11 protein-coding genes and 1 pseudogene are annotated in these 15,993 nt (G+C 61.7%); 5 read left to right on the top strand and 7 right to left on the bottom strand.

Features of this window, described 5'->3' with window-relative positions:
* Positions 1 to 183 precede the first annotated feature (183 nt).
* A complete protein-coding gene (locus Q2941_RS46825; RefSeq protein ID WP_458196840.1) occupies positions 184 to 387 on the top strand; it encodes a hypothetical protein in 204 nt (67 codons plus the stop codon).
* Between the two features lie 294 nt (positions 388 to 681).
* Here the strand turns inward: Q2941_RS46825 and Q2941_RS46820 are convergent, their stop codons facing one another.
* The 3 genes from Q2941_RS46820 to Q2941_RS46810 are packed head-to-tail and all read right to left on the bottom strand — an operon-like array spanning position 682 to position 7,065.
* Positions 682 to 3,585, bottom strand: coding sequence for an NHLP bacteriocin export ABC transporter permease/ATPase subunit (locus tag Q2941_RS46820; RefSeq protein WP_035663769.1), 2,904 nt, complete (start codon positions 3,583 to 3,585; stop codon positions 682 to 684).
* Positions 3,582 to 5,738 (bottom strand): NHLP family bacteriocin export ABC transporter peptidase/permease/ATPase subunit, encoded by a 2,157-nt coding sequence (locus tag Q2941_RS46815; RefSeq protein WP_027525802.1) that lies wholly within the window; start codon positions 5,736 to 5,738, stop codon positions 3,582 to 3,584. The genes Q2941_RS46820 and Q2941_RS46815 overlap by 4 nt, the downstream gene beginning before the upstream one ends.
* 58 nt (positions 5,739 to 5,796) lie before the next feature.
* Positions 5,797 to 7,065 (bottom strand): NHLP bacteriocin system secretion protein, encoded by a 1,269-nt coding sequence (locus Q2941_RS46810; protein WP_027525801.1) that lies wholly within the window; start codon positions 7,063 to 7,065, stop codon positions 5,797 to 5,799.
* A 142-nt stretch (positions 7,066 to 7,207) separates the two neighbouring features.
* Here Q2941_RS46810 and Q2941_RS46805 point away from each other — a divergent pair, with 142 nt between their 5' ends.
* Positions 7,208 to 7,735 carry a hypothetical protein gene (locus Q2941_RS46805; protein WP_027525800.1) on the top strand — a complete coding sequence of 176 codons (528 nt, stop codon included), beginning with the start codon at positions 7,208 to 7,210 and terminating at the stop codon, positions 7,733 to 7,735.
* 122 nt (positions 7,736 to 7,857) lie between these two features.
* Here the strand turns inward: Q2941_RS46805 and Q2941_RS46800 are convergent.
* Positions 7,858 to 7,999: pseudogene (locus Q2941_RS46800) on the bottom strand (IS21 family transposase); the annotation flags it as partial.
* A 273-nt stretch (positions 8,000 to 8,272) separates the two neighbouring features.
* Between Q2941_RS46800 and Q2941_RS46795 the strand changes: the two are divergent.
* Positions 8,273 to 8,752 carry a Crp/Fnr family transcriptional regulator gene (locus tag Q2941_RS46795; RefSeq protein ID WP_027525799.1) on the top strand — a complete coding sequence of 160 codons (480 nt, stop codon included), beginning with the start codon at positions 8,273 to 8,275 and terminating at the stop codon, positions 8,750 to 8,752.
* Positions 8,753 to 8,763: 11 nt separating this feature from the next.
* On the opposite strand, the gene Q2941_RS46790 is transcribed toward Q2941_RS46795, so the two are convergent.
* Complete coding sequence (locus Q2941_RS46790; RefSeq protein WP_458196839.1) at positions 8,764 to 8,988, bottom strand: class I SAM-dependent methyltransferase; 225 nt, start codon at positions 8,986 to 8,988, stop codon at positions 8,764 to 8,766.
* 335 nt (positions 8,989 to 9,323) lie between these two features.
* Between Q2941_RS46790 and Q2941_RS46785 the strand changes: the two genes are divergently transcribed.
* Both Q2941_RS46785 and Q2941_RS46780 read left to right on the top strand, forming a co-directional pair.
* The gene (locus Q2941_RS46785) at positions 9,324 to 11,654 is read left to right on the top strand and encodes a bifunctional salicylyl-CoA 5-hydroxylase/oxidoreductase (protein WP_458196838.1); all 2,331 of its coding nucleotides are present in this window, start codon (positions 9,324 to 9,326) and stop codon (positions 11,652 to 11,654) included.
* Positions 11,651 to 12,829 (top strand): acyl-CoA dehydrogenase family protein, encoded by a 1,179-nt coding sequence (locus Q2941_RS46780; protein WP_458196837.1) that lies wholly within the window; start codon positions 11,651 to 11,653, stop codon positions 12,827 to 12,829. Before Q2941_RS46785 ends, Q2941_RS46780 begins: the two co-directional genes overlap by 4 nt.
* A 19-nt stretch (positions 12,830 to 12,848) precedes the next feature.
* On the opposite strand, the gene Q2941_RS46775 is transcribed toward Q2941_RS46780, so the two are convergent.
* Together Q2941_RS46775 and Q2941_RS46770 are read right to left on the bottom strand one after the other, a co-directional pair.
* Positions 12,849 to 14,858 (bottom strand): putative bifunctional diguanylate cyclase/phosphodiesterase, encoded by a 2,010-nt coding sequence (locus tag Q2941_RS46775; RefSeq protein WP_458196836.1) that lies wholly within the window; start codon positions 14,856 to 14,858, stop codon positions 12,849 to 12,851.
* Between the two features lie 303 nt (positions 14,859 to 15,161).
* On the bottom strand, positions 15,162 to 15,993 hold an 832-nt coding region (locus tag Q2941_RS46770), incomplete at its 5' end, for a caspase family protein (protein ID WP_458196835.1).

Genomic DNA, 15,993 nt, shown 5'->3' with positions numbered 1-15,993 from the left:
CGCCCACAGGCGCGTCTTCGAATGATCCGGGATCAGCTTGACGTCCGAGAGCCGCTGTAGGGCGCCACGTGATTTCTGTCACAGATAAAAAATCCGTCCTCAGGCATCTACACGAGCAGTGAGGCACTGGCTCGCTTCGAGCCAGATGTTGTTCACAGATGCAAACACTTTGGATAAATCATCATGATGCGTGAACTCATCGATACGGACCTCGAGGCGGTGGCTGGTGGTACTGTCAATGTCGCTTCGATCTCGATCCCGACGTTGACCCAGACTCTTCTTCAGAACAACTCGCTCAACCAGACCGGTGTTGCTATCGGCGGCTCCGTTGTCCAGGTGGCCGGCGGTCAGTCGAACACCGGGGTCCAGGCTGGATCCATCAGCTAAGTCGGCAATGCCCGCACACTCCACGGGCTGCTCCCGAGGGGTGTGCGGGTACTCATTTCAATCGAGAATTCTCATGGACACAAGAACCCTCGCGCAATGAACTACGGCAAGAGGTCTCGACACGGTGTCGATGCCCAGAGAGCGCCACACAATTGATCTTGGCGTCAGAACTCTGGAAACTACTTTGCAATTGAGTGCTCTCGCAAAAACGCGCTTTCGTTCGCTACAATCCCAGTCGTAGGACTGTGATGCTGCACATGATGCCTCAGGATCATCGCCCGCCCCGCCGATAGACTAGCGATGACCGGGTTCAAGCAACTGCCGCTTGGCAAAATCCGCAAACGGACCCGGAACGCTCATGAGCTCTGCGTAGCTTCCAGTTTGCACGACTTTGCCGCGCAAGAGCATGACAATACGATCTGCATTGCGCACGGTGCTGAGGCGATGCGCAATCACAATCCGCGTGATGCTCAATCGTTCCAGCGAGGTGCCGATGATGCTTTGGGTTTGGTTGTCGAGCGCACTGGTTGCCTCATCAAACAGAAGAATCCGTGGTGAGCGCGCAAGAGCCCGGGCGATCAATAGTCGCTGCCGCTGACCGCCCGACAGCGTAGTCACGCCTTCCGCAACCAGCGTATGCATTCCCATCGGCATCTGCGCGATGTCGGCATCCAGCGCCGCCAGGCGGGCGGCCTCCCACGCCTTCTCCAGCGGCAAATCAACGCCGCCGCAAATGTTTTCGTAAAGGCTTCCGGTTGCGAGCTTGGTATCTTGCAGCACCACCCCAAGCTGCCGGCGCACGGCGCTGATGTCGAGCGTGTTGAGCGCCTTGCCGTCGTAAAACACCGTGCCGGCTTCCGCCCGCTCAAAACCGAGCAGCAAACGAAAGAGCGACGATTTCCCGCTACCTGAGGGACCGACGACCGCGACGTAGTCACCCGTCGCAATGTTTAGGCTGATGTCATCCAGGACCTTCGGCCCGCCTTGCATATAGCGGAAGACGATGCCGGAAAGTTCGATCTCTCCGGATAGCTCTCCGGGCGATCGCCGTTCCTCTGAGATCTCGGCAGGGGTGGAAATCACGGGCTTCAGTCGGCTGAGGTGAGGAATCGCCACCAGTGATTCGCTGACGCTCGAGGCCCAACTGCCGATCGCGGCCGTGGCCTGTCCGAACGCTGCCAGAAAGCCGAGAAAAGCGCCGAGATCGAGCAGGACGTGGCTGTTTGTGTAGGAGGCAAGCGCAAAGATGCTCAATGTCGCCAGCATCGGAAAGGCGGTATCAAAGGTGCTCAGCGCGTTGGCCGCTTGCTGCGAGGCGATGAAATAGCGCCTCTGTACGGCAAATTGTTGCGACCATCGCGCTAACGCGCGCGCCGTTGCGCCTGCCACGCGCAGCTTGCCGACTCCCGCAATCAATTGCAGCACAAAGCCGCTGGCCTTGCCTTGCAGGTTGAATTGCTTGGTTTCGTAGTAGAGTCGCACGGCGCTCGTGGCAAGAATTGCAGCCGCTCTGATCATCGTGAGCAGCAGTGCAATGCTGCCCAGTCGGAGGTCATAGTAGAGCATCAGCCCAATGCTGAAGAGAGAAAAGAACGAGGCCGTAAAGCCGCCCAGCACACGTCCGGTGAAGATCCGGCGAGTGGCGTCGATGCCCATGGCGCGATCGACCAAATCGCCGCTTGTATATTCGCGAAACAGAGAGGTGGGTAGGCGGAGCAGTCGGTCGATCAGCGCGGCCTGCAGCTTATAGTCGAGCAGACCTTCCAGCCTCAACGTGACCCGTCCTTGCATCATCTGCAGACTGGCGATTGCCACAGCGGTGACCGTCAGCGCAAGCGCACAAACAACGAGCTGATCGATCTCGGTGCGCGGGATAACCGAATTGACCAGGACATTGGTGATCAGTGGCGGCATCAGCGACAGTAGCCCGATTACCATAACAGCCAACGCGATGCGCGTGATGCTGCCGGAAACGCCTCGCATCGCAAAGGTAAGCAGATCGCGATATTGGAGCGGGCGGGACGGCAACGCTGGATAGAAAGTGATGGCCTCCGGTTTGAGCTCGCCGGCAACGGAGCGATCGACCGAGCGGCGTCTTCCAACCTTTGGGTCCAACATCGTGTAGGTGTTCCCCCGACTGCGGACCAGAGCCACTGGACTGCGTTCGTCTCCGTGCCAACCGAGGAGTGGTCCAGCATCGGTCTTCCACCAGACATCGCGCAGGAGCACACGGCGGATCCGCAATTGGGCTGTGCGAGCGATCTCCAGAATTTCGCTGAAGCCCTGTCTTGTGGGTTGAGCGCGCTGCGAAAGCGTAACCGGTATTCCCAGTTCTTCTCCGACAACGCGGTAACTGCAAAGCAGCGGGTCTGCCGGGTCCCATTCGGATTGCGCACGATCGGCTTTTCTGACCACGACATCAGAGAGCCGCTCAAACGAGTCGAGCGTTTGCGACACAGTGAGTTCGCGGCGGCGGACCAGGCGTTCCCGCTCTCGAATGACGCCCTCTGCCAGGCTGCGCTCGAGATGGGCAATAACTGCCACCTGGAATCGATCAATCGCGGACCAGAGAACCAGGGCATCTGGCGGGTTCGGGTCGAGACGCAATTTGCAGCCGTGCTCGCCGGCTTCCACCCACATCCCACCGGTCAAAGGGAAGGGTGGCTGCCCGGGAGTGAAGCTCGAGCCGAGGTTCATGACCTTTGCTGTCCCGGTTTCGAGGTGCGCCCACAAGAGGTCCCGCATCGGACCGCGACGGCGCTCGCCCGGGTGCAGTTCAATCGCCTCACCGCTCACCAGCTCGGAAATGGCTTCGTTTGCCGCCGAGCGGACCATGAACGTCGCCAACTGGGTAATCCAGCCAGACACAGGACCAAAGGACGCTGCACTGCGCGGCACCTCCAAAAGCGCAGTGCCAGGGGGGCCGACGGCGATGATTTGCAGTCGGCTGCCCGAGGTTTCGCAGGCATTGTGCAGGTCCAGAATACATTCGTCGTTTTCGACACGAAATAAATGCTGGCGCGTGCCTGTCGGCTGAACTGCAAACAAATCGACGTGACCGGCTGCCACTTGAAGAACGTGTTCGTGGTCGCTGAGAAGCATCGGGCGACGCGCGTCGAGCGCAGTCCGGTGCAACAGACCGATCGGCACCTCGCGTTGATGCCCAACGAAATTCTCGCTGACAAATCGATCCGTCATTCGCGCGCCACCAGATTGGCATAGGAGGCCTGAAGCGCAAGAAGCTCTTCATGCGTGCCGCGCTCAACGATGCGACCGCGTTCGAGCACGATGATTTCGTCGCAATCGCGTATCGTGCTCAGGCGGTGGGCGATGATGATGCAGCTGCAGCCTCGGCGCCGCAAGTTGTCGTCGATGGATTTTTCTGTGATCGGATCAAGTGCAGCCGTCGCTTCGTCCAAGACAAGGATCGAAGGATTGCAAACCAGAGCTCGGGCGATTTCGATGCGCTGACGCTGACCGCCGCTGAAGTTCGTGCCGCCTTCATTGACGTGGCAGTCATAGTTGCCTGGTCTGCTCGCAAGGTCTTGGTGAATCAGTGCGTCCTTGGCCGCCGTCAGGAGGTGGCGCTCATCGGTTGTTGAATCCCAGAGCGTCAAATTGTCACGCGCGGTTCCCTCGAACAGAAAGACGTCCTGGTCGACATAGGCGACGGAGTTCGCAAAAACGTCCGCAGGGACATCCGTCAGCCTACATCCATCAAAACGAATCTCGCCGGACCAGGGTTTGTACAATCCGCAGATCAGTTTGCCGAGGGTTGATTTTCCGCTGCCCGACACGCCAACGAGTGCCACGCGTGAACCGGCAGGGATCACCAGCGAAAGATCCGCCAGAAGCGGCGGTTCGAGCACCGAATAGCCGAAGCTGATGTTGTGAAGTTCGAGTCGGCCGGTAAGCTTCGGCGGCAAGGCACCCGCCTGTGTTGGCGGTTGCGGCGCTAGCGGGTATCGGTAGACATCCTCGAGCCGTTCGAGCGCTCCCTTGATGGTTTGCAGGCCGCCGAAATAGTTCACGAGGTTGACGAAAGGCTCGGAGAAACTCAATGCTAGGGATTGGAAGGCCACGAGGCTCCCCAGTGTCAGGGAGCCCTGAATGACCCGCAAGCCTCCGACACCAAGAATCGCTGCGACCATGAGGCCCGAGAGCAGGGTCGGGACCATGTCCAATATGATGGCGGAGGCGCCGATCCTCTGTTCGGCGTTGAGGGTTTTGGCTTGAAGACCGGCCCACCGGCCGAAGGCGTCGTCTTCCAATCCACTTGCTTTGATGGTTTCGATAGTCCGCACCATGCTCACGGTCGCCCCGAGCAGCTTTCCCTGATCGAGCGCCAGCCGATAGCTCAGTTCCTGGCGGCGTGAAGCGACGAGCCGCAGGAGAAGAACATTTATCAAAGAGATTGCGACGCAAAGCGCGGTCAGGCCAACGTCGTAGACGGCCATGGCGGCGGCGAACAAGACCACCGACATCAGGCTGAGTGCATTGGCGGCAATGCCGCTTGAAAGCAGCCGGGCGATCTGTTCGTTGGCTGCAATACGGCTTGCAATGTCGCCGGCGTGGCGTTGGGTGAAGAATTCCAGCGGCAGCGTCATGAGGCGCCACAGAAAGCGGCTGGTCATCACGACGGCGAGCTTGGTCTGCAGCCGCAATAGCAGCGATTGGCGTGTGATGGTCAGAATGGCCCGCAAGGCAGCCGTCAGCGCCATGCCGATCAGGAGCGGCGCAAGCCAGCTGCGCGTGTGCTGGATCAAAATTTCATCAACAAAGATTTTTGAGAATCCTGCGGCAACAATATTGGGCAGGACCGCGGCCACGCTGACAACGACCAGCAGGACCACCGCCTCCTTTGATTGGCGCAGTTCCCGCATGAGCAGGCTTATGCCCTTTGGTTTGCTGCCAACCTTCTCGAATTTTTCGCCCCGTTCAAACGCCAGGACAACGCCGGTGAAGGCGAGGTCAAGCTCGACCAGATCGATCCGCCGACGCCCGCTCGCGGGGTCATTTATGTAGGCGTGCTTCCTATCAATTCCTTCCAGGACCACGAAATGGTTGAAGTTCCAGTGAATGATGCAAGGCGTTGGAATCTCGGCAAGTGCCGGAGGTTCGACGCTGTAGCCCTTCGCCGTCAGCCCGTATCGGCGCGCCGCTCTGATGATGTTGCTGGCCTTGCTGCCGTCGCGCGATACGCCGCACGCGACACGAAGCTCCTCCAACGGAATCCACGCACCGTAATAACCGAGAATGATGCCAAGCGCTGCCGCACCGCATTCGACGGCTTCCATCTGCAGTAGGATGGGTGTCCGCCGGGTACGTCGGCGCGGCAACCAGCTCGCCATGCGGCTGACGTAAGATTTGGGCCGGCCGCGCTCGCTGGTTGGCTGGTTTGGAGAGGGCTTATCCATCAATTCCCGTGAGGTGCTTTAGCAGGGGTATCACCAGATCGAGGGGGCGCCGCCGGCGCGTTGTGATCTCGGCCCGCGCCAACGTTCCGCTCGTGAGATGAATGTTCGGCCCCTCGCCAACGGCCCATCGATATCCGGTTGCAGTGGAGGCGTCTTCATCGAGCGTAACCATCGCGGCGTAAGGTGCACCGTCGCGCGAGAAACGTGAAACCAGGCTTTCGTTATGCAGCAGCGCGGCCATGCCTTGAGGCGTCATCGGGAAATCAGAGATGCTGACCACGTTGCCCAGCATCATGCCAAATTCCTCGCGCTTCACCGTGCTCGGCTCGAGTTGCACCTGCATGCCAGGCTTGACCTGTTTGCCCCGTTCGGCGGGAACATAGACGACGGCTTGGAGCTTGGCGCCTTCGCTTTCGATCGCAATCACCGGTGTGCCGATGGCTAGCACCGAACCGGGCGAAATCTTCACTTCCAAAACCCGTCCGTCCATCGGGCTGATCACTTGGGTGTTCTGGCTCAGCTGTTCCGCGGCGGCATTCATTTGCCGCCGGGCCTCGTTGAGGGAAAACTCCGACTGCTGAATTTCGCGCCCGCGCTCCGTTTCCAGATCCGTCTTCTGCGACCGCAACTTTAAAATCTCGTTTTGAGCGTCAGTACGGCGCTGTTGCGCATCGGTCAGCTCCTGGCGTCGCTCTTCCAGATTGCGCCGCGTCGTGTATCCCTTGGCCAGCAAATCCTCCAGGTTTTTGACGTCGACCGTGAGATACTCGATACGCTGGCTCGTTGCCTTGATCACCTGTTGCAGGGCGATTTCAAGTTTTGCAAAGTTTTGGCTCTTGGCGGCGAGCTCGCTTTCAGCTTTCGACACCCGATCGGCGTGCTCCCGCTGGCGTTCATGAAAGACCTCGGTGGCCGCGTTGTGCTTTTGCTGGATCTCGGTTTGAACGATCTGGGCGATGGGTTGGTCCTTGTTGACGTGATCGCCCACCGTGACTGCGACCGACTGCAGCCGTCCGGCAGCGGCGGATACGGCGTCGACGACCTTACCGCCACTGCCGATCAGGATTCCTTCGCCCGAGACGCGAGTGGGCACGCGCCCGAAAATGCCCCACAGCACGGCCGCCACAAGTGCAACGCACAGCACAAAGGCAAGAATCCAGTCAGCGGGCTTGGTGATAACAACGAGATGATCGAGCTGCTCGGGAGACGCAGCCCGGTCAAGGGCCGCGGCGCGAAACGCCCGTTGCGGCCCGTCGGTCATGCTCCTATGCTCCGGCTTTGGGAGCGGTTCAGACGCCGACATGTCTGCACGCAAAGCAAGTGTGAACTGAAGTCGACGATGCCCGATCTTTGCACAGAAACAACCATCTAACAATAAGGGGGCAGGGGAAGGACCAAGCGGGATGCACGGGCTGATCGGCACCACGAGAGTTTCGTTCCCGGCGCGAGCGCACCGAAAGATGCTGGCGGCAAGCTTGGGGCTTGGGCTGTTCCTACCCAGTGTGTGCTGTGCGGGCGTCCTGTCCGAGAGCGATTTCAGGCAGGCGGAGAGCCTTAGGCCGCTCTTTGCCAACCTCATGAATGACCTTGTCGCGACCGTAAAGCGCCCCGATGTTTCCAGCGGGGACGCTGACTGTGTCAACTCGACTATCCGGGAACTTCTTCAGATCTCCGACGAACTGGCAAGCTACGAGTATCTGATCACGATGGAGAAAGATCTGACCGACTTTGGCGACAAAAATCCAATGCGGGATATCGTCAAGTTTGCCGTCGACACGAGCAGCACGATCCTGATCAGCGAAAGAAGACGGTTAGTTCAGATATCCGAGCGGTGTACCAAATATCCGTTGGGCCAAGGCAAGATTGAGCAGGCCGTAACCATCATCGACACGACGACAGGCATATTGGCTTCCATTCGAGCTCGCCTTTGACACGGGCGAAGAAAGCGCCCGCACATTAAGCGATCTCCATGTCCGGAGATGACAGCGAAGGACCATTTGCAGCGCCCAGATCAGCCAGTGAGTAGCCGAGCACCATCGAGAACACCTTGGTGCCGCCTTTTTGTAAACCGGCGGCTCCAGGCCTCCGGCGATGTAGGCCCTGACCGTCTTTCGATCGACAGCAAGTTGCTGGGCGAGGGCGCTCACCGACAGACCATGGCGATGCAAATCCAGGATCGTGACAAGTTCCCCAATTTTATCACTGCGCCCTCCCTCCGGCCTGCGGCAGCAGCGTCAACGTCTCGGCGCCGGCCGACCATCCTGGGCATGCCGTGGACGGTCGGTCGTCACGAAAAGTGGAATTTCAAGCGCCATAAGTGGGGAGAATTACTCTGCCACTCACACAATGATCAGGCTGGTCTGCCTGCTTGATCGGCGGCCCCACGCTCCCGCGCGATAATTATTGCAAAGATGTCCCGTCGGGTGTGGCCCGCTTGCCACCGCTGGGAGCGGGAGTATATTTTCTCGATGGCTGTCAGCTCGCCCGATCTGAAAGCGTTTTTGCTTGCCACACCCTTCTTCGGTGGACTCGCAGACGCGAGTTGCGATCTCTTGGTCTCAATGCTGGTCGAGCGCCACTTCGACGTCGGTGCCACTGTGGTGGCGGAAGGAGAACCGGGCCGCTCAATGTTCGTTGTTCACTCCGGCGAACTCGTGGTGAGCAAGCTCGGGGGCTCGGGGCGCATAATTCGCATGGCGAGTCTTGGACCGGGTGACTTTTTTGGCGAAATGACGCTTATCGAGATGCAGAACCGATCAGCGACCATCGTCGCGCAGAGCCCAACCCTGCTGTACGAGCTCTCGGCTCGACAACTCTACGCGTACTACAAGGCTGACATCTACGCGTATGTGATGGTGATGCAGAATATCAACCGCGAGCTTTGTCGGCGGCTTCGCCGCGCCGACAATCGAATTGCGGAGCTGCAGATGCATCACGCGAGTCAATGACGAAGTGACGTTCATGTCCGGTTTCGGCGCGCAGGGGACATCGCGTGCGAAAAGGCAGCCGGAATGTGCGATTGATCGTTGAAAATCCGGGGCTCGACGATGAAGCGGCGGGCCTCGCCATAACGCTGGCGGACAAAGGCGATGTGCTTCTCGTTGAGGTCGATGCCCGTATAGTTGACCTGCGGCAGGTAGGGCAGGATCGCGGCCCTGCCGCAGCCGACGCCGAGCACGTTCATGTCGGGTTCCGGCTCGAACAGCTCCCGCTCGGCGCTTTGTCGGCGCCGAGCGCGAGCATCGGCGCGTGGTGAAACACCGGGAGCGTGACCAGTTTGTCGAGATAGTCGCTTCTCTGCGCCATGGGCTGCGATTTACCATTGGCATCGCCGGGACAATCCAAGCCATTAACAAACCACCGCTTTTCGGCCGGCCGCAGGCATGTGCGGGCTGCAGGTCCCTGGCGCCTTGACAACTCGTGGTCCGACGAAATATTTTATACTTAAAATAATTTGCATCCCGGGTTTGAAAGAGTTTGCAGCTCTCCACACGGCGCGGCGCGCGAAAGCGAGGGATCATGCGCATAGTCTGTATCGGCGGCGGACCGGCCGGGCTCTATCTGGGCCTCCTGATGAAGCGCCGTAACCCGGAGCACGTCGTCACCGTCGTCGAGCGCAACAAGCCCTACGACACGTTCGGCTGGGGCGTGGTGTTCTCCGACGCCATGATGCAGGCGATGCGGATCGCCGATCCCGAAAGCGCGGCCGAGATCGAGGACGCCTTCAATCACTGGGACGACATCGAGCTCGTCTTCAAGGGGACGCGTCAGCGCACGACCGGCCATGGCTTCATCGGCATCGGACGCAAGCACCTGCTCAACATCCTGCAGCGGCGTTGCGAGGCGCTGGGCGTCGAGCTCGTCTTCGAGCGCGACGTCGAGTCCGATCTCGAATTCCCCGACGCCGACCTGATCGTCGCTTCCGACGGCGTCAATTCCAGGATCCGTGCCCGCTACGCCGAACAGTTCCGGCCTGACATGGTGATCCGGCCGAACCGTTATATTTGGCTGGGTACCAAGAAGGCGTTCGACGCCTTCACGTTCGACTTCCGCAGGACCGAACACGGCTGGTTCCAGGCGCATATCTACAAGTTCGATAGTGAAACCTCGACCTTCATCGTCGAGACCACGGAAGAAGCCTACAACGGCCATGGGCTTGGCGACCTCGACCAGCAGGGTTCGATCGAATTCTGCGAAAAGCTCTTCGCCGAGACGCTGGACGGTGCGAAGCTCTTGACCAACGCCCGCCATCTGCGCGGCTCGGCCTGGCTCAATTTCAGCCGTCTGATCTGCGGCAAATGGAGCGTGTTCAACGGCCGGTCGCATGTCGTGCTGATGGGCGATGCCGCGCACACCGCGCATTTCGCGATCGGCTCGGGCACCAAGCTCGCGCTCGACGACGCTATCGAGCTCGCCAACCAGTTCGATCGCCACGGCCACAGCCGCGACGAGATCGAAACCGTGCTGGAAGCCTACGAGGAGGTGCGCCGCGTTGACGTCGCCCGCATCCAGAACGCGGCGCGCAACGCCATGGAATGGTTCGAGGTGGTCGGCCGGCGCTATGCCGATACGCTCGAGCCGCCGCAATTCTTCTATTCGATGCTGACGCGCTCGCAGCGCATCAGCCACGAGAACCTTCGCCTGCGCGATCGCGCCTGGCTGGAAGGCTTTGAGCGCTGGTTTGCCGCGCGGTCAGGCATCGCCGTCAAGGACGGCGAGCGCGTGCCGCCGCCGATGCTGACGCCGCACCGTGTGCGGGGGCTTAGCCTTGCGAACCGCATCATGGTCTCGCCGATGGCGATGTATTCGGCAAAGGATGGGCTCATCAACGACTTCCACATTGCCCATCTCGGCGCGCGCGCCATGGGCGGTGCAGGGCTGATCTTTGCCGAGATGACCTGCGTCTCGCCCGATGCGCGGATCACCCCGGGTTGCCTTGGCCTCTGGAACGATGCGCAAGCGGCGCAGTGGCGCCGCCTCGTCGATCTGATCCATGGCCTCGGACACGCCAAAGTCGGCATTCAGCTTGGCCATTCCGGACGGAAAGGATCGACCAGGCTCGCATGGGAGGGCATCGACGAGCCGCTGGCGTCAGGTAATTGGCCGCTGATATCCGCGTCCTCGCTGCCCTACCTACCCCACAGTCAGGTGCCGCGGGAGATGGATCGCGGCGACATGGATCGCGTGCGCGACGATTTCGTTGCGGCAACGCGTCGCGCGGCCGCGGCCGGCGTCGAGTGGCTGGAGCTCCATTGCGCGCACGGCTATCTGCTGTCGAGCTTCCTGTCGCCGCTGACCAACCGGCGGACCGACGAATACGGCGGCAGTCACGACAATCGTGCGCGCTTTCCGCTGGAGGTGTTCAGTGCGATGCGCGCCGTGTGGCCTTCCGATCGTCCCACATCGGTGCGGCTGTCCTGCCATGACTGGACCGAAGGCGGCAACACGCCGGCCGATGCGGCGATCTTCTCCGTGCTGTTCAAGGAAGCGGGCGCGGACGTCATTGATTGTTCATCGGGCCAAGTCTGGAAGGATGACAGGCCGATCTATGGACGCCTTTACCAGACGCCGTTCGCCGATTTGATCCGCAACGAGGTTGGCATTGAGACCATCGCGGTCGGAGCAATCTCCGAGGCCGATCACGCCAACTCGATCCTCGCCGCGGGACGCGCCGATCTCTGCGCCATTGCGCGGCCACACCTGGCAGATCCCGCCTGGACGCTGCACGAAGCCGCGCGCATCGGCATCACCGAGGTCACCTGGCCCAAGCAATATCTGTCCGCCAAGGGCCAATATGAAACCAATCTCGCCCGTGCCGCAGCGGTGGCCGCGCAGGAGATCTCAAAATGAGCCCCGTTGCCAAGGTGATCAGGCGTGAATGGCTGGACTGGCCGTTTTTCGAGCCGCGCCATCATGCGATCAGCGACGGCCTTGACAGTTTCGTGCGGTCGGGGACCCTTGGCCAAATCGACCACGACGACGTCGATGGCGCTTGCCGGAGGCTCGTGCGCGCGATGGGCGAGGCGGGGTTGCTCGATTGCGCCGTTGCCGCGCCTGATGGCGACGCGACAACGATCGACTCCCGCTCGATCTGCCTGTCGCGCGAGTCGCTCGCCTATGCCGATGGGCTTGCCGATTTCGCTTTCGCCATGCAGGGGCTCGGCTCCGGCGCGATCGCGCTCGGCGGCTCGGCGGAGCTGCGCCAGGCCGTGCTGCCAATGGTTCGATCGGGCGAATGGCTGTCGGCCTTCGCACTGTCGGAGAAGGAGGCGGGGTCGGACGTTGCGGCCATGTCCTGCGCAGCGCGCGCCGACGGAGACGACTACGTCATCGACGGCGAGAAGACCTGGATATCGAACGGCGGCATCGCCGACGTCTACACGCTGTTCGCGCGAACCGGGGAGGCGCCGGGTGCTCGCGGCATTTCGGCCTTCGTCGTCTTCCCCAGTGATCCCGGCTTTGGCATTGCGGAGCGCATCGACGTCATCGCGCCGCATCCGTTGGCGACGTTGCGCTTTACGAACTGCCGGATCCCCGCAAGCCGTCGGCTTGGTGCGCCCGGCGGCGGCTTCAAGCTCGCCATGCAGACGCTCGACATCTTCCGCGCCTCGGTCGCCGCCGCGGCCCTGGGTTTTGCGCGGCGCGCGCTCGATGAGGCGTTGTCGCATGCGCAGAGCCGGCACATGTTCGGTGCGACGCTCGGCGATCTCCAGTTGACCCAGGCCGCGCTCGGCGACATGGCGACCGACACCGACGCCGCAGCGCTTCTGACCTACCGCGCGGCCTGGCGCCGCGACGTTCAGAGGCTTCCAACCACCCGTGAAGCTGCGATGGCAAAGCTGACCGCGACCGAGACCGCGCAGTGCGTCATCGACCGCGCCGTGCAGATGTTTGGCGGACGCGGCGTGCGCAAGGGCGAAATCGTCGAGAGCCTCTACCGCGAAATCCGCGCGCTGCGGATTTACGAGGGCGCGACCGAGGTCCAGAAACTGATCGTTGCGCGCGATCTTCTGAAACCGCGCTGACGCTGCCGGCGAAGAGAGCTCAGGCGCTTGCGCGCGCGACGTCGTCGCCGAGGCGCTGTCGCTCCTCAGTGAGATGGCCCGACACCGCGTCTTTTCGCATTGGCTTTGCGAAATAGTAGCCCTGGATATAGTCGCAGCCGAGGCGACGGAGACTCTCGAGCTGCGCGCGCGTCTCGACGCCTTCGACGACGCACGCGATCTCCATGTCCGCGCACAGGCCCGTCAGCGATTTGATGATCTTGTGGCTCACGGGGTTGTCGTTGACGTCGGCGACGAAGCTGCGATCAATCTTGAGCTTGTCGAGCGGCAGGCGATGCACGTGGCTGAGCGAGGAATAGCCGGTGCCGAAATCGTCCAGCGAGATGCCGCAGCCCATCGCCTTGAGCGTGGCGATCGACTGCTGCGCCCGGACGAAATCGAAGGTGACCGCGGTCTCCGTGATCTCGAAATCGATCCGCCGCGGCGGCACGCCGCTCTTCTCGATCACCGCGATCAGCGGCAGGATGCCGTCGGACGAGCAGATGTCGTGGGCCGAGAGGTTGAACGACAGGCTGATGTCGTCGGGCCAGGTCTTGGCTGCCGCGAGCGCGCGAACCAGCAGCGCCTGCGTCAGGCTGCGGATCAGGCCGATGCGCTCGGCGGCGGGGATGAAGTCGGCCGGCGAGACGAGGCCAAGTCGCGGTGAGTGCCAGCGCGCCAGCGCCTCGAAGCCGGCGGTGCGCTCGCTCATGGCATCGACGATCGGCTGGAAGACGAGCTCCATCTCCGCATCGAAGTCGGCGGTGCGCAACAGGTTCTCGATGACGCCGCGGCTGCGGATCTCCGCTTCCAGCTCACTCGAGAAGATCACGGTTCGGCCGCGCGCGTGGCGTTTGGCGTGGTAGAGCGCATAGTCGGCGCATTCGTAGAGGGCTTCCGCATCCGTCGCCGAGCGCGGATACAGTGCAAACCCGATCGAGCAGGAGAGTCCGGTATGCGCCGTGTCGAGTTGATAGGGCAGCTTCACGCGGTCGCCGATGCGTGCGCCGATCTCCGCGAGATCCTCGTCGCTGGGATCGCCACTCACCACGAGACCGAATTCGTCGCCGCCGAGCCGTGCGAACTCGACGTGATGTGCGCCAAAACCTTCGCAGACCTCGCGGATGCGACGGCCCGCTTCGATCAGCACGCGGTCGCCTACGGTATGGCCGTAGTTGTCGTTGATCGGCTTGAAGCCGTCGAGGTCGATGATGCCGACCGCGAGTCGGATCTGCCGGCGCTCGGCATCGCCGAAGGCGTTGGCGAGCTCGGCGAAGAAGCGGCGGCGGTTCGGCAGCTCGGTCAGCGAATCGAGATTGGCGAGGCGGAAATTCTCGTCTGAGAGAGCCTGCGTCGCCGCCTGTTGCGCGAGCAGCGATTTGCGGGATGCGACGAGGTCGGCGAAGTCGCGGTAATAGATGAACAGCACCGTTATCAACGCGCCCGACACCAGGAGGTCGTTGACCGCTATCGCCATCAGCGTCGGTTCGCCCGTCGCGAAGTAGAAGATGACGTAGGGAATATCGACGAGCAGTGTGACGATCAGGGCGGCAGAGCGCAGGTGCATCAGTGAGAAGATGCAGCCGATCACGGTCACCGCCATGTAGAATGCGACATGGCTCTTGGCGAAGGGATCGCCGTATGGGTAGAGCGCGAAGGACCACGCGGTGAATCCCACGGCGATCGGAACCGTGAGCCAGTTGGTAGCGCGCAGGTTGCGCAGAATATCCGCATCGCTGCGCACGACATGGCGCTGGCGCAGCCACCAGAACGTCCGCACCGCCGCGAGCACGGTCAGCACCGAGGGCACCACTATGGTCAGCCAGGCCGGGGCGAGCGCCACATAGGTATAGGCCACCGCGAGCGTGTTGGTGATCAGGATGAAGTAGAGCAGTGGAATTTGCTTCGAGAAGGCGTCGAACTGGGCGCGCGTCAGGTCGGGGTTGTCGGCCGGTACGCGAAACAGCCGCACCGCCGCCGCAAGGTGAGATTTCAAATCAGCAACAGGCATTGACAAACGAGCCCCAGATTCCGCGAAAGTGTCCCGTCAAAGTCCCTTAAAACGTGCGCGATCTTGCATAGGACGGGTAAAGGGCGGGTTAGACGGGTTCCGTGCAGGAACCGTCGGAGGTCACGCGTAACTCCGCATTTCTACCGGCATGGCGCGCGGTTGAGATGGCGTTAAGGATAGTAGCTGCGGCAGGCGGCCGTTTCCGCCGCAAAATTCCGCAGCATTGGTGCCGTTACGCTCTGCTAACTATGTGCGTCGAGGGACGAGATGCGCGTGGGGTTTCGACGCGCAGGCCGCGCGCCTTCACTGCAGGCTGCGCTTCCAGTAGCCTGTCCCGAGCTTGCCGGTGATGACGGCGGTGGCGTCGCGGACCTCATAGGAGCCGGCGTCGGCGTAACCCGAGAGGCCTTTCAAGGCGTGCAGCGACCAATGGCCGTTCATGGCGGCAATCGTGCCTTCATGCGCCGGCGCGGCGCGCCTCCCTTCGGCGTGGAACGTGTAGGTGCCATCGCCCATGATGCGCCAGGTCCAGCGCGACATGCCGCGGTCGTTCGGCACCATGATCTCCCAGGTGCCGACCAGCGCAGGGTCGATGACTGATGCAACGGGCGCCGGCGCTGCCGCGGCCGATGGTGCGGCATTTGCCTGTTTCGTGGCCCCTTGCTCGGTCGCAGACGGCGCGCCCGCGAGATAGATCGCCCGTCGCGAGAGCGAGCCGTAGACGAAGGGCTGCTGCTCGTTGCGTGTGGCCTCCATGACGTCGTCGCGTACGTTGCGGAACATGAAGGTGATCTCGACGCCCGGCGTCTCGATGTTGTGCAACAGCGCCGTGGTGAACGGGCTATTACCGCCGTCGCCGTCGAGCGCGGTCGTGCCGTCGCGCGCGGCATAGGCGACCAGCACGTTGCCGCCCGGCTCGATGCGGCCGAGGCCGCTCGTTGCCGCCGCGCGTAGCGCCAGCGAGCGCTGCATCTTCGCCGCGAAAGGATTGTTGCGGCAGGCGTCGAGGACGACGAGGCCGAGGCTCGTTGTGCTCGATACCTGCAACATCACGCTGCGCAGGCTGATTGCCTCGTTCGCCGCGTCGGTGTCCTTCTTCAGTTCCGCATCGACCGGGATCTGTCTCTTATACACA

It is taken from the genome of Bradyrhizobium sp. UFLA05-153, from assembly GCF_054185185.1.
The sequence above is the reverse complement of the archived record's forward strand: the minus strand, read 5'-3'. Positions and strand labels throughout refer to the sequence as shown.

Excerpts from the sequence above, each read along its gene's own strand:
- Q2941_RS46810 (WP_027525801.1), bottom strand. The coding sequence starts at position 7,065 with ATGACCGACGGGCCGCAACGGGCGTTTCGCGCCGCGGCCCTTGACCGG.
- Q2941_RS46805 (WP_027525800.1), top strand. The coding sequence starts at position 7,208 with ATGCACGGGCTGATCGGCACCACGAGAGTTTCGTTCCCGGCGCGAGCG.
- Q2941_RS46815 (WP_027525802.1), bottom strand. The coding sequence starts at position 5,738 with ATGGCGAGCTGGTTGCCGCGCCGACGTACCCGGCGGACACCCATCCTA.
- Q2941_RS46795 (WP_027525799.1), top strand. The coding sequence starts at position 8,273 with ATGGCTGTCAGCTCGCCCGATCTGAAAGCGTTTTTGCTTGCCACACCC.
- Q2941_RS46820 (WP_035663769.1), bottom strand. The coding sequence starts at position 3,585 with ATGACGGATCGATTTGTCAGCGAGAATTTCGTTGGGCATCAACGCGAG.
- Q2941_RS46825 (WP_458196840.1), top strand. The coding sequence starts at position 184 with ATGATGCGTGAACTCATCGATACGGACCTCGAGGCGGTGGCTGGTGGT.
- Q2941_RS46775 (WP_458196836.1), bottom strand. The coding sequence starts at position 14,858 with ATGCCTGTTGCTGATTTGAAATCTCACCTTGCGGCGGCGGTGCGGCTG.
- Q2941_RS46780 (WP_458196837.1), top strand. The coding sequence starts at position 11,651 with ATGAGCCCCGTTGCCAAGGTGATCAGGCGTGAATGGCTGGACTGGCCG.
- Q2941_RS46785 (WP_458196838.1), top strand. The coding sequence starts at position 9,324 with ATGCGCATAGTCTGTATCGGCGGCGGACCGGCCGGGCTCTATCTGGGC.
- Q2941_RS46790 (WP_458196839.1), bottom strand. The coding sequence starts at position 8,988 with ATGAACGTGCTCGGCGTCGGCTGCGGCAGGGCCGCGATCCTGCCCTAC.